This window comes from Lederbergia sp. NSJ-179 (genome assembly GCF_022867885.1).
In the GTDB taxonomy this organism is placed as follows: Bacteria; Bacillota; Bacilli; order Bacillales; family Bacillaceae_C; genus Lederbergia.
In genome coordinates, this window is record NZ_JALIFP010000050.1 from 1 (window position 1) to 24,130 (window position 24,130).

At 39.2% G+C, this 24,130-nt stretch carries 28 protein-coding genes and 1 rRNA gene; 10 read left to right on the forward strand and 19 right to left on the reverse strand.

What is annotated here, in order from left to right:
* Positions 1-211: ribosomal RNA gene (locus MUB24_RS21015) — 16S ribosomal RNA — on the reverse strand; the annotation flags it as partial.
* Positions 212-476: 265 nt separating this feature from the next.
* Positions 477-1,343, reverse strand: a complete 867-nt coding sequence (locus tag MUB24_RS21020; RefSeq protein WP_244707485.1) for a nucleotidyltransferase-like protein — start codon at positions 1,341-1,343, stop codon at positions 477-479.
* A gap of 236 nt (positions 1,344-1,579) precedes the next feature.
* On the opposite strand from MUB24_RS21020, the gene MUB24_RS21025 reads away from it, so the two are divergent.
* Complete coding sequence (locus tag MUB24_RS21025; RefSeq protein WP_244707486.1) at positions 1,580-1,930, forward strand: YgzB family protein; 351 nt, start codon at positions 1,580-1,582, stop codon at positions 1,928-1,930.
* A gap of 115 nt (positions 1,931-2,045) precedes the next feature.
* A complete protein-coding gene (locus tag MUB24_RS21030; RefSeq protein ID WP_244707487.1) occupies positions 2,046-2,681 on the forward strand; it encodes a YesL family protein in 636 nt (211 codons plus the stop codon).
* Between the two features lie 79 nt (positions 2,682-2,760).
* Here the strand turns inward: MUB24_RS21030 and perR are convergent, their stop codons facing one another.
* The 4 genes from perR to MUB24_RS21050 all read right to left on the reverse strand — a co-directional run bounded on the left by perR (position 2,761) and on the right by MUB24_RS21050 (position 5,030).
* Positions 2,761-3,201, reverse strand: a complete 441-nt coding sequence (gene perR / locus MUB24_RS21035; RefSeq protein WP_313898483.1) for a peroxide-responsive transcriptional repressor PerR — start codon at positions 3,199-3,201, stop codon at positions 2,761-2,763.
* Between the two features lie 92 nt (positions 3,202-3,293).
* Positions 3,294-3,854, reverse strand: a complete 561-nt coding sequence (locus MUB24_RS21040) for a cob(I)yrinic acid a,c-diamide adenosyltransferase (RefSeq protein ID WP_244707489.1) — start codon at positions 3,852-3,854, stop codon at positions 3,294-3,296.
* Between the two features lie 201 nt (positions 3,855-4,055).
* Positions 4,056-4,529 (reverse strand): thioredoxin-dependent thiol peroxidase, encoded by a 474-nt coding sequence (gene bcp, locus MUB24_RS21045; RefSeq protein WP_244707490.1) that lies wholly within the window; start codon positions 4,527-4,529, stop codon positions 4,056-4,058.
* Between the two features lie 87 nt (positions 4,530-4,616).
* Complete coding sequence (locus tag MUB24_RS21050) at positions 4,617-5,030, reverse strand: potassium channel family protein (protein ID WP_244707491.1); 414 nt, start codon at positions 5,028-5,030, stop codon at positions 4,617-4,619.
* Positions 5,031-5,731: 701 nt separating this feature from the next.
* Here MUB24_RS21050 and MUB24_RS21055 point away from each other — a divergent pair.
* Together MUB24_RS21055 and MUB24_RS21060 are read left to right on the forward strand one after the other, a co-directional pair.
* Positions 5,732-7,027: a glutamate-1-semialdehyde 2,1-aminomutase gene (locus MUB24_RS21055; RefSeq protein ID WP_244707492.1), complete on the forward strand. Its 1,296-nt coding sequence runs from the start codon at positions 5,732-5,734 to the stop codon at positions 7,025-7,027.
* Positions 7,028-7,328: 301 nt separating this feature from the next.
* Positions 7,329-8,396 carry an aromatic acid exporter family protein gene (locus MUB24_RS21060; RefSeq protein ID WP_244707493.1) on the forward strand — a complete coding sequence of 356 codons (1,068 nt, stop codon included), beginning with the start codon at positions 7,329-7,331 and terminating at the stop codon, positions 8,394-8,396.
* 74 nt (positions 8,397-8,470) lie between these two features.
* Here MUB24_RS21060 and MUB24_RS21065 read toward each other — a convergent pair whose 3' ends face one another.
* From MUB24_RS21065 to mutY, 5 genes are all read right to left on the reverse strand, one after another.
* Entirely contained in the window at positions 8,471-10,219 is a 1,749-nt protein-coding gene (locus MUB24_RS21065; protein WP_244707494.1) for an ABC transporter ATP-binding protein, read from the reverse strand.
* A gap of 65 nt (positions 10,220-10,284) precedes the next feature.
* The gene (gene ntdP, locus MUB24_RS21070; RefSeq protein WP_244707495.1) at positions 10,285-10,815 is read right to left on the reverse strand and encodes a nucleoside tri-diphosphate phosphatase; all 531 of its coding nucleotides are present in this window, start codon (positions 10,813-10,815) and stop codon (positions 10,285-10,287) included.
* Between the two features lie 170 nt (positions 10,816-10,985).
* On the reverse strand, positions 10,986-11,186 hold the full coding sequence (locus MUB24_RS21075; RefSeq protein WP_396426801.1) for a gamma-type small acid-soluble spore protein: 201 nt from the start codon (positions 11,184-11,186) through the stop codon (positions 10,986-10,988).
* Positions 11,187-11,263: 77 nt separating this feature from the next.
* Positions 11,264-12,010, reverse strand: coding sequence for an enoyl-[acyl-carrier-protein] reductase FabL (gene fabL / locus MUB24_RS21080; RefSeq protein WP_244707497.1), 747 nt, complete (start codon positions 12,008-12,010; stop codon positions 11,264-11,266).
* Between the two features lie 57 nt (positions 12,011-12,067).
* The gene (gene mutY / locus MUB24_RS21085; RefSeq protein WP_244707498.1) at positions 12,068-13,186 is read right to left on the reverse strand and encodes an A/G-specific adenine glycosylase; all 1,119 of its coding nucleotides are present in this window, start codon (positions 13,184-13,186) and stop codon (positions 12,068-12,070) included.
* A 158-nt stretch (positions 13,187-13,344) separates the two neighbouring features.
* Here mutY and MUB24_RS21090 point away from each other — a divergent pair, with 158 nt between their 5' ends.
* The 3 genes from MUB24_RS21090 to MUB24_RS21100 all read left to right on the forward strand — a co-directional run bounded on the left by MUB24_RS21090 (position 13,345) and on the right by MUB24_RS21100 (position 14,783).
* Entirely contained in the window at positions 13,345-14,325 is a 981-nt protein-coding gene (locus tag MUB24_RS21090) for a metal-dependent hydrolase (RefSeq protein WP_244707499.1), read from the forward strand.
* Positions 14,326-14,421: 96 nt separating this feature from the next.
* Entirely contained in the window at positions 14,422-14,592 is a 171-nt protein-coding gene (locus MUB24_RS21095) for a small, acid-soluble spore protein K (RefSeq protein WP_244707500.1), read from the forward strand.
* 26 nt (positions 14,593-14,618) lie between these two features.
* Complete coding sequence (locus MUB24_RS21100) at positions 14,619-14,783, forward strand: YpzG family protein (protein ID WP_244707501.1); 165 nt, start codon at positions 14,619-14,621, stop codon at positions 14,781-14,783.
* Between the two features lie 62 nt (positions 14,784-14,845).
* Here MUB24_RS21100 and MUB24_RS21105 read toward each other — a convergent pair whose 3' ends face one another.
* Positions 14,846-15,160, reverse strand: coding sequence for a YfhH family protein (locus MUB24_RS21105; protein ID WP_244707502.1), 315 nt, complete (start codon positions 15,158-15,160; stop codon positions 14,846-14,848).
* Between the two features lie 17 nt (positions 15,161-15,177).
* The gene (gene recX / locus MUB24_RS21110; RefSeq protein ID WP_244707503.1) at positions 15,178-15,978 is read right to left on the reverse strand and encodes a recombination regulator RecX; all 801 of its coding nucleotides are present in this window, start codon (positions 15,976-15,978) and stop codon (positions 15,178-15,180) included.
* A gap of 277 nt (positions 15,979-16,255) precedes the next feature.
* Here recX and MUB24_RS21115 point away from each other — a divergent pair, with 277 nt between their 5' ends.
* Entirely contained in the window at positions 16,256-16,378 is a 123-nt protein-coding gene (locus MUB24_RS21115) for a YfhE family protein (RefSeq protein WP_244707504.1), read from the forward strand.
* A 44-nt stretch (positions 16,379-16,422) separates the two neighbouring features.
* Positions 16,423-16,611: a YfhD family protein gene (locus tag MUB24_RS21120; protein ID WP_244707505.1), complete on the forward strand. Its 189-nt coding sequence runs from the start codon at positions 16,423-16,425 to the stop codon at positions 16,609-16,611.
* Positions 16,612-16,710: 99 nt separating this feature from the next.
* On the opposite strand, the gene MUB24_RS21125 is transcribed toward MUB24_RS21120, so the two are convergent.
* Both MUB24_RS21125 and MUB24_RS21130 read right to left on the reverse strand, forming a co-directional pair.
* Positions 16,711-17,328: an NUDIX hydrolase gene (locus MUB24_RS21125; protein ID WP_244707506.1), complete on the reverse strand. Its 618-nt coding sequence runs from the start codon at positions 17,326-17,328 to the stop codon at positions 16,711-16,713.
* Positions 17,329-17,435: 107 nt separating this feature from the next.
* Positions 17,436-17,846 (reverse strand): DUF488 domain-containing protein, encoded by a 411-nt coding sequence (locus tag MUB24_RS21130; RefSeq protein WP_244707507.1) that lies wholly within the window; start codon positions 17,844-17,846, stop codon positions 17,436-17,438.
* 74 nt (positions 17,847-17,920) lie between these two features.
* Between MUB24_RS21130 and MUB24_RS21135 the strand changes: the two genes are divergently transcribed.
* On the forward strand, positions 17,921-18,088 hold the full coding sequence (locus MUB24_RS21135) for a hypothetical protein (RefSeq protein WP_244707508.1): 168 nt from the start codon (positions 17,921-17,923) through the stop codon (positions 18,086-18,088).
* A gap of 76 nt (positions 18,089-18,164) precedes the next feature.
* Here the strand turns inward: MUB24_RS21135 and cydC are convergent, their stop codons facing one another.
* From cydC to MUB24_RS21155, 4 genes are read right to left on the reverse strand one after another with little or no spacing between them, the layout of a single operon-like run.
* Positions 18,165-19,886 carry a thiol reductant ABC exporter subunit CydC gene (gene cydC, locus MUB24_RS21140; RefSeq protein WP_244707509.1) on the reverse strand — a complete coding sequence of 574 codons (1,722 nt, stop codon included), beginning with the start codon at positions 19,884-19,886 and terminating at the stop codon, positions 18,165-18,167.
* Positions 19,883-21,607 (reverse strand): thiol reductant ABC exporter subunit CydD, encoded by a 1,725-nt coding sequence (cydD, locus tag MUB24_RS21145; protein ID WP_244707510.1) that lies wholly within the window; start codon positions 21,605-21,607, stop codon positions 19,883-19,885. Before cydD ends, cydC begins: the two co-directional genes overlap by 4 nt.
* A complete protein-coding gene (gene cydB, locus MUB24_RS21150; protein ID WP_244707511.1) occupies positions 21,607-22,620 on the reverse strand; it encodes a cytochrome d ubiquinol oxidase subunit II in 1,014 nt (337 codons plus the stop codon). Before cydB ends, cydD begins: the two co-directional genes overlap by 1 nt.
* Positions 22,607-24,010: a cytochrome ubiquinol oxidase subunit I gene (locus MUB24_RS21155; RefSeq protein ID WP_244707512.1), complete on the reverse strand. Its 1,404-nt coding sequence runs from the start codon at positions 24,008-24,010 to the stop codon at positions 22,607-22,609. The genes cydB and MUB24_RS21155 overlap by 14 nt, the downstream gene beginning before the upstream one ends.
* Between the last annotated feature and the right edge of the window lie 120 nt (positions 24,011-24,130).

Consider the following 24,130-nt stretch of genomic DNA (forward strand, 5'->3'; position numbering starts at 1 on the left):
TTTCAACCTCTCTCCATGTGAAGAAAGAAATTATCCGGTATTAGCTCACGTTTCCGCAAGTTATCCCAGTCTTACAGGCAGGTTGCCCACGTGTTACTCACCCGTCCGCCGCTCATCTTTTGGAAGCAAGCTCCCAAAAGATGCGCTCGACTTGCATGTATTAGGCACGCCGCCAGCGTTCGTCCTGAGCCAGGATCAAACTCTCATAAATGAGAGAAGTTTGTGTTCCTTCTCAATTGCTGGCAATGGTTTAAAACCATCTATCCATTATTTATTGACGTTCGTTTCGTTCAGTTTTCAAAGATCAAATTCTCAATTGCGTTTTACAGCGACCTTTTCATTATACAACTTTCAACCATAAAAGTCAACAACTTTTTTAGGTTATCGTACTGGACTTTTCATTTGTCAGAAGCGACGTTTTCTACTATAACAAGAATTATACTCTTCGTCAATACTTTTTTTAAAAAAACACTATTTTATTTTAGTTTATATTTTATATGGAATAAACCAGGTGTTTTTGAATCTACATGAATGGGCTCAATTAATTCTTTTTCAACTAGATATTCAACCAATATATTTAGATTTGTTCCATAATACGCTAGTTCAGGGTGTGACTTCATTTCATTCATATTCCATTCAGACTGCGTACTTAATATTTTAAGTAAATGCTTTGCACCAGAAGAAGTTCTTGAATAAATCAAAAATTCACTTGCGATAAAAAGTAACTTTAGCCTTTTTTCAATTGGCTCTTCACTTTTAATTAGTTCTTCGTATAATTTATAAATCTCAGGCTCTAATTGCTTTACTTGATTCCAAACAGTAAGCTCTGGATGTAACCCTTTTTCAATAATGGACAAGCGTGCAAGATGATGTAATGAATGGATTGTATGATTGTATGCATCCAAATATTGTTTTGTTTCAAAAAAAACTTTAGCCATCCAATAACTTCTAATAAGCTTTGCAAATTCAATCCCCATTTTTATACTTCTTTCATATAAAGGAAAATCTTGCAGTTCATTTTGTAGATTATACAGATAATCATTTTTATCAAAAAGAATTTTTCCGACATGGACCCATTCAACTATTTTTCTATTGGTCCCTAATAATAACCATTCTTTTAATTGTTGATCACTTACTATATGAAGAGCTATTTTTGTATGATTAAATTGATAGTGCTTAACAGTTATCCAATCTTTCTTCATATCACTTACAATCACAAGCAAAATCACATCAAAAGTATTTGTAATTGCAGGGTTATAAGGTTTTTTATATATTTGTAAAATACCTAGAGAGTTTTCCCTGCTTGCTTGTTCTTGGTATATATTTCTTAAAATATCCTCCATGCGATTTACCCCCGAATCAAAGTAATTTTATATAAGTTTCGACATATTTCCCGGAATTCCTTCTAAATAAATTCTGCTTCATTGAAATAAAACATAAATTGAAATAAAACATAAATTGTGTATTTATAATTGTACAAAGAATGAAATATCCCTTCTCTATTTTGACATTATTTCAATAGAAAAAATGGGAAGTATAGCTTGGATTGTGGTATAGTTTAATTTCAGGAGGGCTTATGATGGCAAAAAAATACTCAAGTAAAATAAATAAAATCCGATCCTTTGCTTTAGGTTTAATTTTTGGCGGGTTTATTATTATGTATGTTGGAATCTTTTTCAAAAATCATCCACTTGTGATGACCATTTTTATGATACTTGGATTACTAGCTATTATCGCAAGTACGTTGGTTTATTTTTGGATTGGGATGCTTTCTACTAAAGCCGTTCAAGTGATTTGTCCAAATTGCGAGAAACCAACAAAGATTTTAGGAAGAGTGGACATGTGTATGCATTGTCGTGAACCGTTGACCGTTGATCCTAAGCTTGAGGGAGTGGAATTTGACGAAAAATACAATAGAAATAGAAAATAAAAATTGAAATCGAGAGCTTGGTTAGTCTGTTTTGATTTATAAAAAATTTTACTTTCCAAGTTATCGATTCATGTTATAATTAGTGTATGAACTAAACCAGATAGTTGGTGAAACTATGAATATTTTAAACAGCAGACTATACAGTATCTTGGAAACGGTATCTTTTTTCTTTCTATTAAATATCCTTTGGTTTATTATGTGCCTTCCCATTATCACTATTTTTCCTGCCACCGCAGCGATGTTCGGAGTGGTTCGACAATGGGTGATGAAAAAGGATTCCGCCGTATTCATGCCGTTCTTTCGGTTTTTCAAAGAAAACTTTAAACAAAGTTTTCTTCTAGGTATTATTGTTTTTGCCTTTTCCTACATCTTTTATATTGATTTTATGCTTATTAATAATTTGGGAAATATTATGCAAAATCTTTTGCTGGCCTCTTTATTTTTGATTGCAATCATCGGAACTTTAACATTTACCTATATATTTCCAATGATGGTCCATTTCAAATTAACGTTATGGTCAGCTGTTAAAAACTCCTTCTTTTTTTCGATTAAATATTTCCCTACAACATTATTATCCGTTATTTTCGTAGGTTTGATGTTTGTCGTTTTGTTATATGTACCTGTAGCCTTTTTAATGATTTTTAGCTTTATGGCATACGTCGTGTTTTTCATTTGCTATAGTCGTTTTCGCAAAGAAGGAGAGTTAGCTGAGAAACATCAGCTCGCGCAAGAACAGGGAAATCACACATAATAAAGAGCAGCCTGTTAATTTGCTAACAGGCTGCTCTTTTAGTTTGTAATCTTGTAATGGTTCATCTAGCTTTTGTTGATTAAGATTGGGTGTTTTTATTATGACATTCTGGGCAGACCCCATAAATTTCCATGCGATGATGTCCTACTTCAAAGCCAGTAACATGAGCAGCAAGTTGTTCAACCTCATCTAAACCAGGATAATGAAAATCAACAATTTTACCACATTGCTCACAAATAATATGATAGTGGTCAGATGTGACAAAATCGAATCTGCTAGAGGCGTCACCATACGTAAGTTCTTTTACTAATCCCACTTCACGAAAAACACGTAAATTATTATACACTGTCGCAACACTCATGTTTGGGAACTTATCTTCAAGGGATTTATAAATTTCGTCTGCAGTTGGGTGTGACATTGATTGGACAAGAAATTCCAAAATCGCATGACGTTGAGGAGTGATTCTAACACCCGTCTCTTTTAAAGTATGGATTGCTTCTTTTAAGTGATGTTCTGACACCGTCATGCACCTCTTATCTAACTTAAAATTGATTATCTATTTATAATTCTTATAATTAAGTTTACTAAAAAATACTCTATACGTCAATGCATTCAGCGTTTTTCGCGTTTTTCATGGAGTTTCATTTCTTCGCAACCCAATAAATGATTCACATATCGCGCTGCCACAAATAACAAATCCGAAAGTCGATTTAAATAAGGGAGAACGAATGGATTTCGATGTTCCACAGCTACTGCCAGTCTTTCTGCTCTCCGTACAACGGTTCTTGCTGTATGAAGGGCTGCGCCTGTTGGATGCCCTCCAGGTAGGATAAAATTCTGTAATGGTAGAATTCGTGTCTCCCATTGATCGATCATTTTTTCCAACGCTTGTACATCTTTTTCTTCTATTTTCCAAGGTACTTCTTTTTCAACTGGCGTTGATAATTCAGCGCCTACATGAAAAAGCATCGTCTGGATGTGCTGAATATTTTTCGCGAATTCTTTTATCCCTTGTTTCTCTACTCCATGGAGAAAGCTAAGAGCAAGTCCAATCATGGAGTTAGCCTCATCACAAGTGCCATATGCTTCCACACGGATATCGTTTTTGGCAATGCGACTACCATAAACCAATGAGGTTGTCCCCTTGTCACCCGTTCTTGTATAGATCTTCATTGTATTCCCTCCCTTCCCTTTCAATTGGAAATAAAAAATGGGCTGATGCTAGTCAGCCCGAAAAATTTATATTCAATGAGGAGGTATGCCCTACTGTACCTTATGCATTGGTGCTTATTTAGAATGGACAGGAGCCGACTTTTATCTAAAAATAGGCATACATTTCTTCGTCTGAATTTAATTTTTTTATCTGCAAAGGTCTTATGATAATGTCGTTTTGATAAAATTCAGGGCCTCCTCAACATGTCCTTTCACCTTTACCTTCCGCCATTCTTTCACAAGTTTCCCCTCTTTATCAATAATAAAAGTGGATCGCTCAATGCCCATAAATTCTTTCCCGAACATCTTTTTTTGTTTCCATACATCGTATTTTTCAGCTGCTTCGTGCTGCTCATCAACCAATAGTAAAAACGGCAATCCATGTTTCTCAACAAATTTTTCATGCTTTTCGATCGGGTCTGGGCTAACACCTAATATGACTACATCTAATTCGGAAAAATCATCATGGTGGTCCCGAAAATCACATGCCTCGGTGGTACATCCTGGTGTCATGTCTTTCGGATAAAAATATAAAACAATATGTTTCTTTCCTCGAAAATCTGAAAGACTCACATTTTCTCCATTACTTGCCTTTAATTGAAAATCAGGTGCCATTTCATTTATTATAGCAGGCATTCTTAGGTTCCTCCTCCACTCTTCATTTTCTTAAGGGTACAAAAAAACAGATTCAAATTCAAATATTAAGAGGTCTCTCCTTGCTTTTCAATCCGATTTCGGAGGTTCATAGTCAATAAACGTTCGAACAACAAAAGCAGCAGGAATCGTATAACCAATTAGGGCTTCGATCATAACAAGAAGCCTCCCAATTCCAACAGGGACGACGTCTCCATACCCCACTGAAAACAGGGTGATCGCACTTAAGTATAAGGAAGTGGCTAACTGCTGGTTCCAACTGTTTGTTTCTCGAAGGGATGAATCAATGATCAACGTCCAACCTTTCATTTCCAACAATAAAAAGAGTAAACCAAAACCAATCATAATAATCGCATAAGTGCAGCCTAAAAAAGCAAAGTTTTCAAACGAAACTTGCTTGAATTTAAATCGATCCGGAAAAAACAATAATCTTAACGCTAAAAGGATACAAACAATGACCGCAAAGAAGATGATATACCACATTAAAAACACCTCTTCCTTCCTGTCCTAATATGTTACGATGGAAATAATATTAATAGAACTTAAGAAACACCAGCCCCCTTTCATTGCACAGAATGTAGGGAAAGACTACAATAATAGATGCTTAATAAGAAAAGCGCAAGCGCCCGTTTAGCGACGTACAAACTTTTTAGGGGCCTGACGAGATAAAGGAAACACGATGAACCCGAAGGGTGAATCGATGTTGACTTATCGTAGGAAGGCACCGAAAGTTTGCTAGTCGCTGGGCGCTGGAGCTAGATCCAACATTAGCCAAAATTTATACTTTCCTATCCTGTAAGAAAAGCGCAAGCGCCCGTTTAGCGACGTACAAACTTCAGTTGAAAGATGAACAGCTAAAAGCGCGCCGTCCTGGCGCAACGCTGTTCTGACCAACATCCTGTTGGCCTGAGATAAAGGAAACACGATGAACCCGAAGGGTGAATCGATGTTGACTTACGCAAGCAGGCACCGAAAGTTTGCTAGTCGCTGGGCGCTGGAGCTAGATCCAACATTAGCCAAAATTTATACTTTCCTATCCTGTAAGAAAAGCGCAAGCGCCTTGGTCAGCCCCGACAAGCAAATGCTCTGAGACAAGAAAAGTCGGTCTTGACTTTTATTGGCGTGGGTTTTTGACCTCGAGCCGATGGCGCCTGGAGCTAGACAATGAAAAAGGAGTTTTAAAGATGAACCTATCTCAATCCGAGACTATACACAAAGAAGCTTTAGAGCATATTGTCGGCGGGGTGAACAGTCCTTCCCGCTCCTATAAGGCTGTTGGAGGCGGATCTCCAGTCGTCATGGAAAAAGCAGAAGGAGCGTATCTATATGATGTAGATGGAAATCGTTATATCGATTATTTAGGGGCTTATGGGCCGATTATCACGGGGCATGCTCATCCGCATATAACAAAGGCGATCAAGAAAGCAGCAGAAACGGGCGTGTTATATGGAACCCCTACTCCGCATGAAGTCAAATTTGCTAAAATGATGAAGGATGCGATACCTTCCCTTGATAAAGTGCGATTCGTCAATTCAGGAACAGAGGCTGTGATGACAACCATTCGTGTTGCCAGAGCCTATACAGGCAGAGATAAAATTCTGAAATTCGCTGGTTGCTATCATGGCCATTCAGATCTAGTGTTAGTTGCTGCTGGTTCTGGCCCTTCGCAATTAGGTATGCCCGATTCCGCAGGTGTCCCGCAAAGCATTGCGAAGGAAGTTATTACAGTCCCTTATAATGATATAGAGGCATTCCAAGCAGCGATGGAAAAATGGGGTCCAGAAGTAGCAGCCGTTCTAACGGAGCCAATTGTTGGTAATTTTGGTATAGTTGAACCTTTGCCCGGTTACCTAGAAGAAGTAAAAAATTTAACTCATCAAGCTGGCGCCTTATTGATCTTTGACGAAGTGATTACGGCTTTTCGTTTTATGTACGGTGGGGCACAGAATTTACTTGGCGTCACTCCAGATTTAACAGCTCTTGGTAAAATCATTGGTGGTGGTCTGCCAATCGGAGCCTATGGAGGGAAAAAGGAAATCATGGAAAAAGTTGCCCCACTTGGTCCTGCCTATCAAGCTGGTACAATGGCTGGTAATCCTGCCTCGATGCTATCTGGTATAGCTTGTTTGGAAGTTCTTCAAGAAAAAGATGTATATGAACATCTCGATCAGTTAGGAGCCCTTCTAGAAAAAGGCATCCTGCAAGCTGCAGACAAATATGATATTCCGATTTCCATTAATCGTCTAAAAGGAGCTCTCACGGTTTATTTTACAAAAGAAAAGGTTATAAACTATAATCAAGCTGAGGAAACAGATGGAGAACTGTTTGCACGCTTTTTCAAACAAATGCTGTATCAAGGGATTAATCTTGCACCGTCTAAATATGAAGCTTGGTTTCTTACGACCGCTCATAAAAAGGAAGATATAGAGAAAACCATTCAAGCTGTAGAACTTGCTTTTGAACAGCTTGCAACTTGTTAAGGAACGGGTTCAAAAAGGAGGATAAAAAGGACACGTCGGCTAAGGGCGCTGACGTCCTGTCAGCAACGCCGACACTAGCACGTCCTGTGCGTCGAAAGTTCGAGGCGGCGTAGTTTCGAGCAGCGGACTTGTACAGGATGTACTGACTTCTGCGTTGCCCACAGGACGTGGGCGATTTTAGCAGAAGAACCTTCATCCCGATACATGAGCAGCGGAGAACAAGCCAACGAAGAAATTCGTAGTGTCATTTTTACCGGACTTTTTGAACATCCTCTTAAAAAGAATGAAAGGAAAATGATATATGAAGCTAGGTGCCCGCATGTTAAAAACGGGAATCGCCATTATTTTGGCTTTATTGATCGCAGAGCTTCTCCATATCCCCTCACCTGCCTTTGTCGGGATTGGTGCTATTTTTGCTATACAACCAACGATTTATCGCTCTTATTTAACCATTATTGACCAAGTTCAAGGAAATATCCTTGGAGCAATCTTAGCGATCGGGTTCGTACTCGCACTCGGCAATCATGTTTTGGTGATTGGCTTGGCTGCTATTGTCGCCATTGGTCTTATGGTGAAATTTAAACTTGAAAATGCAATTCGTTTGGCGCTTGTTACGATCGTGGCTGTTATGGCTGCACCAACGGATGATTTTCTGCAAGTGGCCTTGCTTCGCTCCGGTTCTATCTTTTTAGGTATTTTATCGGCATTTATTGTGAATCTTGTCTTTCTTCCCCCGAAATATGAGACAAAACTGTTCGAAGGAATCTCTGGCGTCACCGAAGACTTAGTTAAATGGATGAGACTTTCCACACGTTTTGCTTCAGAGGAAGGATTTTTAAAAAAAGATCTTGCTCAGTTAAAAGAACGTCTGGCAGGTAATCATCAGCTATACTCCATGTATAAAGAAGAACGGAAGTATTTTCGAAAAAGCGAGTATTCCAAAGCCCGAAAAGTAGTGATTTATCGGCAAATGATTCAGGTCAATCAAAAGAGTTTAGACATTTTGAGGCTGCAACATCAATATGAGAATATCCTGCATCAATTACCTGAAGACTTACAAAACCATAGTCGGCAGCGACTCGATTTTTTATTAAGCTACCATGAACAATTATTGATGAAGTTTATGGGGAGAGTGAAACAAGAGGTTGAGTTGGATGCCTTTCAAGATGAACAGATTGATATTAACCAGCTTTTTGATGCTTTTATAAACGAAATCAAAAAAGATGATGTAATAAACGGTTATCAGCCCTATCATCTCATTCATTTCTTTTCAGCCATGCTTGAATATGAGGAACAGCTGGAGCATTTAGAAAAACTTATTCGTTCCTTTCAAAAGTATCATGAAAAAGACGCCATTTTTAAGAAATAAACAAGCTGTATCTGGTGACATCAGATACAGCTTGTTCATGATTTATTTAGCCTCACTAAATAGTTAGTAAGACGCTATCCACCCAATTGTTGTACTTCAAATAGACGATAATAATTCCCTTGTTTCTCCATTAACTGCTGGTGGGTGCCGATTTCTGTAATCCGTCCATGTTCAATAAGTACGATCCGATCAGCATGGGTAATTGTGGACAATCTATGTGCAATAATAAACGTTGTTCTGTTTTTGGCTAATATATCAAGCGCCTCTTGAATAAGATGTTCGCTTTCTAAATCAAGTGCCGAAGTGGCCTCATCTAAAATAAGCAGAGGGGGGTTTTTGAGAAAGACGCGGGCAATGGCAATCCGTTGCTTTTGACCACCAGAAAGCTTGACGCCCCGCTCCCCTACTGTTGTCTCATATCCATTTGGTAGATTCATAATAAATTCATGCGCATTGGCTGCTTTTGCCGCATTATAAACTTCTTCATCTGTCGCTTCAGGCTTTCCTAGCAAAATATTAGACTTAACAGACTCACTAAATAAAATATTATCTTGTAAAACCATTCCTATCTTATCCCGAAGACTATGGACCTTAAATTGGCGTATATCGATACCATCTAATCGGACTTTACCTGCACTCACATCATAAAATCTTGGAATTAAGCTGACGAGAGAGGATTTCCCCCCTCCACTCATCCCCACTAAGGCAATCGTTTCACCTGCTTGTACTTGTAGATTAATATTTTCTAAAACAGGTTCCTCTTCTTCATCATAGGCAAAGGTCACATTCTCAAAATGAATATTTCCTTTTACGTCCTGTACCTCGATTGCATCGGGGGCATCATCAATATCATATTTTTCATCAGCTAAATCAAAGACCCGATCCATGGAGGCAATCGCCTGAGTAAGAGTTGTCGCAGAATTCACTAAACGTCTTAACGGATTATACAATCTTTCCACATATCCCATAAAGGCAACGAGTGTACCAACAGAAAGATTACCATGAATGACATGATACCCAGCATAGGTGATCACGATTAAAGGAGCAAGGTCTGTGATCGTATTGACGACCGCAAAGGCTTTAGCGGTCCAACTCGTATGGATTAACGCTCTTTTTAAAAAATGGCCATTGTTTTTATCGAATTGTTTTTGCTCATGGTCCTCAATCGCAAAGCTCTTAATAAGCGACATCCCCGCAACCCGCTCATGCAAATAACTTTGCACCTGGGCAAGCGCTTGGGAGCGCTGTCTTGTTAGCTTCCTCATATTGCCAAAAAAATAACGAACAGAGAGAATATAAAAAGGGAAAACTGCCAGCGAAACGAGGGTTAATGGTATATCCATGGAAATCATAATCCCAATAGCAATCAGCACCGTTGCCGCATCCAGCCATAAATTCATTAATCCGGTAATGACAAAGTCCTTTGTTTGCTCCACATCATTAATAACCCTGGAAATAATTTCGCCTGCCCGTGTATTGGCATAAAATTTAAAGCTTAGTTTCTGAATATGCGTAAATAAACGATCCCGTATATCATATAAAACTTTATTCGCCGTCCATTGGGCAAAATATTGCCTGAAATATTCCACAGGTGGCCTTATGACAATAAACAAAGTAAACATGATGCCCATTGTCCACATTAGATGAGATGTCTTTTCACTTGCTGACAGATCTTCCGCACTAATCACATCATCAATCACATACTTCATAAGCATCGGAATTAAAAGGGGAATCGCAAATTTAATCACACCGATAATAAGCGTCCAAAATATTCTAAAGCGATACGGCTTAACAAACTGCAAATACCTACTTATGACACCCAAAAAATAATCCTCTCCTAACATAAGAAAAGCGCAAGGCAGCTTTTCAGAGCAGGGGACACTTTTTTCTAACTGCGATAACTTAAATAGCGATCATACCAAATATCAATAAAATCCGCAGAAAAAGGCCCTTGCCTTTGCCTAATCCAATAGATAAGTTTTTCCACATTTTGTTTCAAAATATTATCGATTTCTTCCGGGTATCCCATATGTAAACGATTGTATTCATATTCATCTTCATCTAAAAGTGAATACGTCATATCAGGAAAAACCTTTATATCAAGATCATAATCTATATATTTCAGTGCCTCTTCATCCACCACAAATGGAGATCCCAAGTTACAGTAGTAATAAATACCATCGTCGCGAATCATCCCGATAATATTAAACCATAGATCTGTACGGAAATAGGAAATAGCGGGCTCACGTGTAATCCAGCTCCTTCCATCCGATTCAGTCACTAGAGTGTGATCATTTCCCCCAATAAACAAATGACTGGTTGCTTTCAATACCTTGGTTTCCTCCCATACACGGTGCAGATGCCCATCATGTTTATAACTATGTATTTGAATATTCTCTCCTTCAATTGGAATTTCCATCGATTCTCCTACTTTCTTGCTCCCAATACAGTAGATCTTTTATCTTATTTAAAAGGTGAATATGTTCATTATAACGTTTTTCTCTCCTATTTAAAACCAATCCGTTTGCGGATTTTTTCACAGACAAGGGTCTAACTTTCAACTGAAAGTTAGACCCTTGTTGACTTACATTATTGTTGTCCGAAGTTTCCAGCGTTTTTCGCTTTGTTTTGTTCTGCTTTTTTGTTACGCTCTTTCACAGATTGTACATCTGTTTCGCTGCCGAATTCGGTACCGAAATTTCCTTGTGCACCAGCAGATTGAGCGTTTTGCTGTCTTACGTTTTCAACGTTAGTGCCTGCTTGAGATTTTTTGTTAGCCAATGGTATCACCTCCACGTTTGTTAATGTAACCAAACATGAAGATTTCATCCAAAAAAACAGGAATTTTTTTAATCGACTAAGCCTATTTATACAAGGATAGAGCGTCCACCATCGACAATAATGGTTTGTCCTCGAATCATCCACGCATCATCTGAGATAAGAAATAGAATGGTCTTCACAATATCATCTATCTCAACCATTCGACCTGCAGGTGTATGTTTTTTTGCATCTTCCAATAATTCTTCCCGATTCGGAAAGTGCTTCAATGCATCTGTATCAATTGCCCCTCCTGAGACAGCATTTACCACAATATTCTTGGGCGCTAATTCTACCGCAAGATATCTTGTTAAGGCTTCTGCGGCCGCCTTCGAAACACCGACTGTCGTATAGTTTTCCAAATACCGAATCGAACCAAGAGAGCTCAAACTTACAATTTTCCCTCCACCCGTTTTCTCCATCAATTTTGCTGCTTCTTGGGAGCAAAAAAGAATACCTTTGCCATTAATATTCATCGTCCAGTTCCAGTGGGTTTCTTCAAGCTCCATAATTGGTCGTAATACGCCTGAGGCCGCATTATTAATCAGTATATCGAGCCTTCCAAATTCTTGTTCAATCTCTGCAAACATCGATTTTATTTTATCAACATCTCCTATATTCGCTCGAACAAGTAGGGCTTTTCTGCCTATTTTTTTGATTTCCTCCGCTGTTTCCATAGCCGCTTTTTTACTGCGTGCATAGTTTACTACAATATCATATCCGAGTTGAGCCAGTGCAAGAGCAGTAGCTTTTCCAACACCACGGCTACTCCCGGTCACAAGTGCAACCTTATTCATGAAAATCTCTTCCTTTCTTTTTCGTATGTATCTATTTTCCTTTTCCGAATAACATCATTATCTTTCCCGATCACTGAAATACTTCTCTTTGTATGCCTTCCAAATTTTTTGGTGGGGAACAGGGAAGGCAAAAGTTTCAAGCTCTTCTCTTGTGACTAGAAGGGATCCAGCTTGGAGATCGACAGGTCCATTGATTTCTCCTGCAAAAACATCCATAGACCATTTTAAATGAGAAAAAGTATGGTCAACATGGGTAAAAGAGCCTGTTTCAAGATGAATAGTTGTTTGATATTGATCCTGAAGATGATGAGACAATAAATTCCTTTGCGTGGAATATTGCCAGTTCCCAGCCTCTACTGTTGGAAACTCCCAAAGATTCGCTAATAAACCTTCACTGGGACGTTTGCAGATCAGATAGCGATTATCTGCTGATTTCAATACCGCCGTTAATAAAGTGACATGTCTAACAGATGTTTTTCGAGATTTAACAGGTAATTCTTGTTCTTTTCCATTAGCAAAGGCCTGACAATGTTCTCTTACAGGGCAAAGTAGGCATGCAGGCGAAGTTGGGGTACAAACAAGGGCTCCTAATTCCATTAATGCTTGGTTAAAATAAGATGGATTATTTGGGTCTATTAATGTCCTAACCGATGCTTCAAACACTTTCCTTGTCGCAGGCTTTGCAATATCCTCTTCTATCAATAAAATTCGTGATAAAACTCGCATCACATTTCCATCTACCGCAGGCTCAGGCTTTCCATAAGCAATACTTAAAATCGCACCAGCCGTATATGGCCCTACACCTTTTAATTTAGATATTTCACGCTGTGTATCTGGCACTTTCCCACCATAATGCTCTACTACTTCTTTAACAGCCGAATGTAAATGGCGAACCCGGGAATAGTATCCTAAACCCTCCCATATTTTTAAAACCGATTCATCATCTGCAGCCGCAAATGCTTCCATCGTGGGGAATTCTTCCATAAACCGTTCAAAATACGGAATGACTGTATCCACCCTCGTTTGCTGTAACATAATTTCGGATACCCATACTTTATAAGGATGATTATCTTTTCTCCATGGAAGATCTCGTTGTTCATGTATAAACCAATTCAACAAGTCTTCACGAAATTGTTGAATATCACAATCACTGGGATTGAAGGTAGAATCTTTCATTTATACCGCTCCTGAATGTTAATTGGCGTACCTTTTAGGGAATCATAATTATGACCATACTAAAAAATGTACCCATTGCATTATATTATTTTTTAAAATATGATGAAAGAAGAAAAACTTAATGTTAGAGAACACCCTTTTCCTAAGGAGGATTTAGTTTGGATACAGCCACTCATGTTGCTATGGGTGTTGCGATTGGTGGGCTTGCTACACTTGATCCCGTCGTCGCTGAAAGCACCACCAATGCTCACAGCGTTTTAGTAGCGGCCATCATCGGATCGCAACTACCTGATATTGATACTTTTTTAAAATTACGAAATAATGCTGTTTATATAAGGAATCACCGTGGGGTTACCCACTCCATTCCTGCGATTTTGTTTTGGCCCATTGTTGTAACAGCTTTGGTTGCCTTCATTTTCCCAAACGCCAATATATTTCATTTATGGCTTTGGTCCTTTGTAGCCGTTTTTTTACATGTGTTTGTCGATATTTTTAATGCGTATGGGACGCAAGCTCTGCGGCCATTCTCCGCAAAATGGGTCGCATTAGGAATCATCAATACGTTCGATCCGATTATTTTCGGTTTACATGTTTTAGGAATTGCGGCTTGGGCATTAGGGGCAGATCCAGGGTTTACGTTCTTAACCCTCTATATTATTGTGTTTCTTTATTATATTTTGCGATTTGTTATGCAAAGGGTTGTAAAATCAGCGGTACTGAAAACTATCCCTGATGCTGAACAGATCATCATTGCACCTACTATGCGTTTTAGCCAATGGAGATTGGCGGTCATCTCAAAAGACTTTTTCTATGTCGGTCGCGCTTTTAAACGATCGATTACGATCTTTGATAAGTTCAGCCGCATCCCCGTGCCGGAATCACCAGAAATTGAAGCGGCGAAACAGGACAAAAACGTTTCAGCCTTCCTATCTTTTTCCCCTGTGTATCGCTGGGAAATAAAGGAGTTCAATGATTACAAGGAAGTCCGGTTTATTGATTTGCGCTATAGAAGCAATGGACACTACCCATTTGTCGCGATCGTTCATTTAGATACCGACCTGCAAATTCTCACTTCCTATACGGGCTGGATTTACAATGAAGAAAAGTTAAGAAAAAAATTGAATATTATTATGGATTAAACATACAGCTCAACCTTGGTTGTATGTTTTTTTCTTTGTAAACCATAATAAAAATAAGGCGGATTTATTTTTACCGTCTAAAAGGAGGCTGTCCCATTGCGTAATAAAGCAAAAGATTTCCCATATAAGAATGAAAATAAATTTGAAGGTGAACCACGAGCTAAGGCTGAATACGCACCTATGCGTGCAGATGGAACGATTAATACCAATCCCCAAGGCAGAATGCGGGCATCTGGTAATAGACAGGAAAACTCCAATCAGTCTTAACAAAACACCGACAAGGGGGAAATAAAATGACCAAAGGCAACGGGAATACTCATCTAAATCGAAATCTCAGTCCCTTTAACCGCGGATTTTATAATCCCAAAAAAATGGGTTCTCAAGTAAATGGGCAAACAGAGCAATCACAAACAGAAATCATCAGAGAACGAGATGCTGTCACGCGATATAAAAAGTAAGAAAGCGGCGGGGATTCCCCGCCGTTTATTCCGAATTAACTGGCAGTAAGCCCCCTTTCACTTTATTTTAACAAAGAAATCGGCAATGCTTCCTCTTCTCCCGAACCATTTAAGCGATACCCCCATGCAAAAACGCCTTTTAAATAATCAATTTTAAAATAGGTTCCCGGCGCCCCTTCAACTGCATAAATTTCCCCTGGTTTAAAATCTGCCGGATTTAATAAATAAGCTTCAGCCATAACAGCTTTTCGCTCCATTACCGCAAATTCATTGACCATTCCGAGTTGCTCAGCCTTCCTTGCCTTCTCTTTCACTAAAGCAATCTCTTTCTTTAATTCTTCTTTTGTCATTTCACTGTATTTTTTTACTTGTTCCATTCTTTAAACGCCCCTTATCAACAGCGATTTTCTTTCTCATCTATATAACGATCGATAAGCTCTAAGCTAAATCCTTTGCGAAATAATGCTTGTTTCATCTTTTGCTTATAGGCAAATCCTTCGAGATTCTGATATTTACGATCAGCCTTTTCTGCTTGTTTCACAAGGGAGAGCCATTCTTCTTCATCCTTCTTCTCAAAATGAATCTCTTCCATCGCAATCGAAATAATATCAAAGGAAAACCCTTTTGTCAGCAAAAATTGCTCCAGCTTCTGTTTCAATATTTTTTCTGATAAATGCTTATTTTTTTCAGCATGCTTATTCCCTAACTGAATGGCATGAAGAATTTGGTCCTCTGTTTTATAGAGTGTTAATGCATTTTCTATGTAAGAATTTTGAACATCTTTCTGTAATAATTCTTGTTTAATGATTTGCGGCCCTTTTTTCCCTGTATTCACCTGAGTGCGAACGTAAGCTTTCGCAAATTCAAGGTCATCCACATATTGATGTTCCCGCAATGTCTGCAAAACAGCCCCAATGATTGGTTCATTCCATTCCTTTTTAGCCAAGTGCTTTTTTATCTCGCCTTCAGAGCGCATCCGGAAAGATAAAAAATGAACGGCCTCATTGAAGGCTTTTCTAATGTCATCCTCGTATTGGATTTGGGTAATGTCAAAGTCCGTTAATTCCTTTCCCTTCTTAAGGGCAAATCGAATCAGGACTGCCTCATCCACACTAAAAGCATAAGCTTCATCTAAATAAAGATTATAACGGTTTGTATTTTTTTGTTGAACCGCAATTTTGGTGATGATTGCCACTGGAAAATCACCTCATTTTTTCTTGCTGGATCCATTTTACCATATTATCTTAATGTATGTTTATCTAGGTTTTGCAGAAAATGTAGAAGAGGACAAATTTAAAGAGCGTGTTCAAAAAGGAGGATAAAAAGGACCAAGAATTTCGAGGCGGCGTAGCTTTGAGCAGCGGAATGTATGCTTTTAAATACATGAGCAGCGGAAAAGCAAGCCAACGAAGAAATTCGCAGCGTCATTTTTACCGGACTTTTTGAACATCCTATTAAAGGAGCTGGGTGAAATGAGTAAAAACAAACACGTCCAAACGAAAAGCACATTATCCACAACCCAGGAAGTACTGTATGCAAGAGAGTTTAAACAAGCCGATAAAGCGGGAGGATACACCCATTCCAAACGGAAATAAGCATGAAAAATGGTGAGTCAAAATAATTAGGAGTTTTTTTAAAAATGGGCCGAGATGACCATAGAAAAGCACGTGATAAAAATAAACAGAAGCTTCCACAAGTACCGAAGAATATGAAATCGGATGGTCGTGATGTTGAATTTTCGCAAGAAGTGGCCGATCAAGATGATCTTGAAGCTATGGAAAGAGCAGATGCTGCTGATAAAAGAGCAAACGAACGGAAAAAAGATTGAAACGGACTTTTATAAGACATTGCATACGAAATTTGAGCCGTGAGCGCGATGTTTTAACCATTGGACACGGATTTTAGGAGGGGGATGGCTCCCCTTCCTTTAATCAAATACGGTTTCTTTATTGGGGTCCTTTAGAAAATCGAATAGCATGTGCATTTGGGTTTCTGTGTTTCTTTTCCTTGATAATGGGGGTAACTGATCCTTCGCAAAAAAAGCGACATCGGCTGTTTCTAGACCACTAATGGCTCTTCCTCCACTTATCTCACATTGAATAAACAGCTTATAATAATGACTCGATTGCGGAGGGTGGTCGTGCTTATGTGTATCCAATACAGCAAGCAATTTCGTTGTTGTGACGTTAAAGCCTGATTCTTCTTGGATCTCCTTCACAATATTTTCTGAAGGTGATAAACCAATATCACAAAAACCTCCAGGTAAGGACCAGAGGCCATCATGTTTTTCTTTCACTAAAAGAATTTGATTTTCCTGAAATACAACACCCCGAATATCCACCTTTGGCGTTTGATAGCCTGTTTCATTTGCAAATAAATTTGTAATTTTTTCCGTGCTCATATTCGTATATTCTGCCATGATTTCTACACTTATTTTTCGAAGCTCCTCAAATCGCTCTATATCATAGGCATCCTTTGAAAATGCAATTCCTGCTTGTGACAGTGCTTGAATCTTTTGTGCCCACTCTAACCATTTATGCTTCATGACCACTCCCCCATATAAAACTTCTTTATATCTTATTTTCAACAAAAAAAGACAAAATCCTTTTGATTAAAGAATTTCTCCTTTTTATAGCTCTGAAAGGCTCTATTTCACCTTAGTTTTTCTTCGATTTCCTTTTTCAATATAACAGCTTGATTATGTTTTTCATTTTTAGCTGCATAGACTAATGTAATATCTTGTTTTTCTGCTCTTTTACAAAGCTGTTCTAATGCTTCACGTTTTTCATTATCCTCTCGCAGCTCTTGTAGATATTTTTTTCTAAAATCAGCAAATCGCTCTGGATCATGCCCAAACCACTTTCTTAAATCGGAACTTGGGGCAATTTCTTTGAGCCAGTCCTCCAGTTTCGCATCTTCCTTTTTGATTCCCCTAGGCCAGATACGGTCAACTAAAATACGCGCTCCATCTTCTTGATTGTACGGATCATAAATTCTTTTTATTTTAATGGACGGCATTTGCAGCACTCCTTTTCCTAAAAAAACATGTGATTTTTTTACCATACATTGTCCTACTCATGTTATACCCGAGAAATGGAACAATAACGAAAGAAGTACCTAAAGAAGGGAGCAAAAAAATGAACAAAAATAAGAAAAAGACACTAATCGACCAAGAAGAAATGTTGCGTCAAGCTAATCTTAATAATCTTGAACCAGGAGATTCCGTTGAGGAACATCGTTCGATCGAAACCGCGAACATTCAGATCGCCGAAGATGAAATTGGACAGCAAAATAACAACCTCTAAATCAAACAGCCCTAATTGCGGGGCTGTTTTCTATTGTCATAATTTGACAAATCTCGAGGCGTGCCAGGCACTTCGATTAATGATCCAGTGCGTAGAGTTGACGATAACGTTCATTGTTTGTCATGAGTTGGGTATGAGTTCCTTGCATCGCAATACGTCCTTCATCAAGGAAAATGATCTGGTCCATTTTTTCGAGTCCCATTAAATGATGGGTGATCATAATCATCGTTTTATTCTCTAATGTTTTAAACATGGTTGCAAGTAGGTCTCGTTCTGTCGCAGGGTCAAGCCCTACGGTAGGTTCATCTAAAATAACAATCGGTGTATTTTTCAGTAAAATCCGAGCCAAAGCAATTCGCTGCCTCTCGCCCCCTGAAAATCGTTGGCCGGCTTCTTCCATTTGTGTATTCATCCCTTTAGGAAGGGATTGAATATATTGATCTAGCTTAACTTGTTCCATCACCTTTTTGATTTCCTGCTCTGTCGCATTTTGTTTGCCAAGACGAATATTATTTGCAATCGTCGTTGCAAAAAGATACGGTTTTTGATTCAAAAAGCCAATTCCAGAAAATATATCTTCCCCGTATTTTTCTGGATCAATCTCCCCTATTTCCACCTTTCCCGAATTAGGGGTGAGAACCCCTAATAAAAGTTGTAATAAGGTTGACTTTCCGGCACCACTTTTACCTAAAATAGCGATCTTTTGCCCAAAGGGGATAGAAAGACTAATATCTTCAAGGGCTGCATGATGCTCATTTGGATAGTGGTAGGAAACATGTTGTAAACGGATAGACGGATAGACGGACTCGAATGATTGCGATAAAATTTCCGTTTTTTCATTTGCAAACTGTCTCACATCCTCTATTCGCTGTAAAGATTCCTGGTAGTCAGGCACTTTTTCAATTGCGTCTGATAGCGGAATAAGCCCCTCCATAATCGGGAAAACCACCAGTGTAAAAGCAGCAATGTACGTTGGCATGATCTCCCCTTTCCCAGCCGCTACTCCTGCCCATACACCAACGAAAAGTAAAATGATACCTGATAATACTTGCAATTGAAAGGTACGGGATTGGTGCCAGTTCACGATCTCTTTTTCAATTTTATCTCCTTCCATTGTCTTTTGCATAAATTTATTCATAAACGATGTCTTCCTCCCACTAACAATCCAATCGTGAATCCCGAAGAAAGCATCTGTTAATGATTGATACGCCTGTTTACGATTGGCTTTCAGCCTCATTTGCCGTTTTTTCAACAAAAATAGGGAGAGGAGCGGATAAACAAATACGATGATACTCAGTAAAATGGCCATCCATAAGGCAAACAGCCAATCAAATAAGGCCAAAGCGACAACAGAATAGATAAATAAAAAGAGCGCTGTTGCCGTTGGAAAAAGGGTGCGAATATACACATCTTGTAAATGCTCAATATCATCAGCGAGTGTCCCCAATAAATCACCTGTTTGAAAACGCGAACGAACAAAGAGGGCCTGCGGTTCTAACATTCCATATAACGTCACGCGCATATCGCCCAATATTTTCAGTACAGCATGATGGCCAAGTAAGCGTTCTACATATCTTGTCACCGCTTTGGAAATTCCAAATGCCCGGACGCCAACAATCGGAATATAAAGCAATAAAATCGTTTCAGGGCGTTCTGACGCCCTTGTAATTAAGTACCCAGATGTAAACGTAAGAAGTGAGGAAGCGACAGCCGTTAAAATACCTAAAAAGATCGTCGCTAGCATCACTCCCTTATATTGCTTTAGATAAGGCTTAATATAGATATGAAAAAGTTTCAACTTTCAGCCCCTCCTTTATGCGCCTGTTGCAGTTGGAAATAAGCTCCCTTTTGCTTTAGTAAATCCTCATGCCTTCCACTTTCCACAAGTCGTCCATTTTCAAGAACAAGAATCCAATCCATTTCTCGCATCCAGTGAAGCCGATGGGTGGCAAAAAAGACCAGCTTCTGCTCCATTAATGGCAGCATGGCTTGCTTCAATTCATACTCCGTCTCAATGTCTAAATGAGCCGTTGGTTCATCGAATAGCATAATCGGACGATTTTGTAAAAGCCCCCTTGCTAAAGCGATCCGCTGCTCTTCTCCCCCACTCAAGTTTCGCCCTCCTTGGCCGATTTTTTCATGGAGTCCTTTAGGAAAACGGGCAATTAATTCAACTAATCCTGCCTTTCTTGCCGCTTGCTCCATTTCCTCCAGTGAGGCATTAGGGGCATACCAGCTAATATTCTCCGCAACAGTTCCAGAAAATATATAAGGGTGTTGCGGAATATACGTCAATTGATTTTGCCAGCTATTACACGAAAGATCTGAGTATACTTGCTTATTTACCTGGATCTCTCCACCTGTTGGTTGGGAAAACCCTGATAAAAGATCGATAAGGGTGGATTTCCCGGCACCAGATGGTCCGACAATCCCGACTTTTGTAAACCCTTGAATCGCAAAGCGAATATCTTTTAGTTGAAACAATCCCTCTTCTGTCTCCTTATTGATCTGATTCATTTGTAAAATGCTCATCTCTGTCCAAGCGGGTATAGCCTCTTCATCATGATTGTGATTGACTGACTCCATCGCTAAAAGCTGATGAATTTTATCCCCGGCCTCTTTCCCATCCATTGTCGCATGGTAATCATTCCCAAGTTCACGAACAGGCAGAAAGTATTCTGGAGCCAAAATAAGAATCAAAAGAGCGGGCCCTAATAAAATATGACCATTGATTAAGCGTAAACCAAGCTCGACAGCTACAATCGCAACTGAAAGACTGGCGAAAAAATCTAAAGAAAACGTAGATAAAAAGGCAACCCTTAATGTTCGATTTGTAGCGATACGGTATTTATGACTCACGGTTTTGATTGATTTTTGGTGCTCCTTACTTTTCCCTAAATATTTTAAGGTCAAAAGACCCCGTAGTGAATCAACAAAATGTCGAGAAAGGAGTTGATAGGTTCCCCATTGTGCATCCATTTGTTTTTGTGCCGCCAACCCTAACAAAATTAAAAAAATAATCATGATCGGCATGACGACAGCTAATATGATGGCAGACGGTAGATCAAGAGCAGCCACATAAATGAACAAGGTAACCGGTACACAGGCCATCGCAATCGTTCTTGGAATAAATAAGCGTAAATAGGTACGGAATTGAGGGACCCCTTCTAGGGTCAACGTGACGAGATTCCCTGTCCCTTCTTTTCCAACCGCTCTTGGTCCTAATGCAAAGACCTTTTCCAATAAGGCTCCTTGATAATCATTCGCTGTTTTTTCAGCAAAATGGTAAGCCAATTTTTCTTTCACCCATTGTAAAAAATGCCGGAACACAAAAGCAATAAGAAAAACAGCGAAGGAAAAGAGGACTGCCTTCCAAGCAGTCCCTTTATACATTTTTACAATGGCGTCTGATAGAAAATTTGCCTGTACGATTAAAACAATCGCTTGGGCAACAGTAAGAAACCCAATGATCAAGATCAGACGTTTACTTCCTTTATAGTGAAGCAGATGTTTATCCATCAGTATTCTAAATGCTCCTTATGAGATACTCGTTTACGAAATACGTAGTAGCTCCAAACAGTATAGCCTAAAACAATCGGAATCATCGTAGCGGCGACAATCGTCATGATTTTTAATGAATAAGCCCCCGAAGCTGCCTGATACACCGTTAAATTATGGATCGCATCAGTAGAGCTAACCACCACATTTGGAAATAAAGCAATAAAGAAGGAAGATGTCACCAAAATCAAAATCAAACCAGTCACGGTAAAGCTATAGCCTTCTTTTTTATGCTGTAGGAATCGATAGAGACTGACATATAAAAGGATCACTACTCCATAAAGCGGATATAAAATCCAGCCTTTTTCGGAAAAAGCTTCGGTGTAAACGGCCGTTAAAACCGTAAATAAAATCACCATGCCGCCCGTCGCCAAGTACATCTTTAATCCTGCTTGCTTCGACCTTTCACGCAAAAGACCAGTCGTTTTTAAAGAGATAAACATTAAACCATGTAAATAGGCTAACATCATGAAGGTAAGCCCCCCCACGATGGTATACAGATTGACAATATCAAAAAAGCCGGCATGCATATTCATATTCGCATCAATTGGAAGTCCTTTAATGAAACTAGTAAACATCACACCCAATAAAAACGGCGGTAAAAGGCTGCCTAGAAAAATAGCCCAATCCCATACCTTCGTCCAACGCTCTGATGGCACTTTCCCTCTAAATTCAAAACTAACACCGCGGGCAATTAAAGCAAGTAAAAGGACGACAAACGGAATGTAATAGCCACTAAATAATGTTGCATACCAATGTGGAAAGGCCGCAAACATCGCCCCTCCTGCTGTAATTAACCAAACCTCATTGGCGTCCCAAAATGGACCAATACTATTGATCAGCATGCGCTTTTCCTTTTCATTTTTTGCTAAAAACTTCGTACTCATCCCCACACCAAAATCAAAGCCTTCTAAAAAGACAAAACCTACGAATAAAACAGCGACAAGTAGAAACCACAACTCACTTAGTTGCATGTTGCACACCTCCTACATCAAATGGATCGGATGCTGTAACATCTTCTTTTGGTTTCGCGTGAGGGCCTTGTTTGATGACACGAATGAATAAATAGACCATCACAATCGCTAAACAAGCATAAATCAAGGAAAACGAAATAAGCGAAAATAAAATTTGCCCTGCACTAACATTAGGCGATATTCCGTCTGCCGTTTGCATTAAGCCATTCACAACCCATGGTTGTCGTCCAATCTCCGACATAATCCATCCAAAGGAATTACCGATAAATGGCAGAAATATCGCTGGAACCAACCATTTTAAATAACGACCACTTGTTACAATTTTCTTCCGCCATAATAGGAACAAACCGACAGCACTTAATAAAATGAGAAGCCCGCCTGTTCCAGCCATAATCCGGAAGCTCCAAAAGACCGTCTTCACTGGAGGGATATAGTTTCCCTCTCCATATTTTTCCACCATCTGTTGCTGTAATGTATTCATCCCATCTACTTTTCCAGAAAACTCATTATAAGCAAGATAGCTTAAAAGATAGGGCAGTTCAATTCGATGCGTACTTATCTGATTTTTTGTATCAATCTTTGTGATCAGTGTCCACGCAGCAGGATCTCCGCTATCTTCCCAAAGTCCTTCAGCGGCGGCCATTTTCATCGGTTGGGCACCCATTAAATATTGAGCTTGCGCATGTCCGGAAAAAGCCAAGCCCATGCCTCCTACCATCCCAATAATCAGAGCAACAGCTAAAGAGCGTTTAAATATTTCCATATCTTTTTTCTTCATTAAATACCAAGCGCTGACACCCGCAATAAAAAAGGCGCCAGTTGCAAAGCTTCCAAAGATTGTGTGTGGGAAAGCCACCCAAAGCTTCGGATTGGTGATCACGGCTAAAAAATCCGTCATTTCTGCGCGACCATTTTGAATCGTATACCCAACCGGGTTTTGCATAAAGGAATTCGCTGCTAAAATCCAGAAGGCCGATAAAATGGTCCCAATCGAGACAAGCCAAATACAAGCAAGATGTAATTTTTTCGGCAATCGATCCCAACCAAAGATCCAGAATCCAATAAATGTGGATTCTAGAAAAAAAGCTAGCAGTGCTTCCACAGCAAGCGGGGCCCCAAAGACATCCCCAACAAATCTTGAATAACTGGACCAATTCATCCCAAATTGAAATTCTTGAATAATCCCTGTGACCACACCAACTGCAAAGTTAATCAGAAAAAAGACACTCCAAAACTTGGTCATTTTCAAATATACTTCTTTTTTCTTGATCACATACAATGTCTGCATAATCGCAATAATAAACACTAAACCAATCGACAAGGGCACAAAGATAAAATGAAATAATGTGGTAGACGCGAATTGAAGTCTTGCAAGAATAACCTCTTCCATCCTTAAACGACCACCTGCTCAAAGCAGGTGGATTTTGACATAAATGTCGATGACTAAAGTCATATCCCAGGCTGAAGTCCTGCTCAAAGTCCGAAGGCTAAAGCATACTCGAAATAAGAC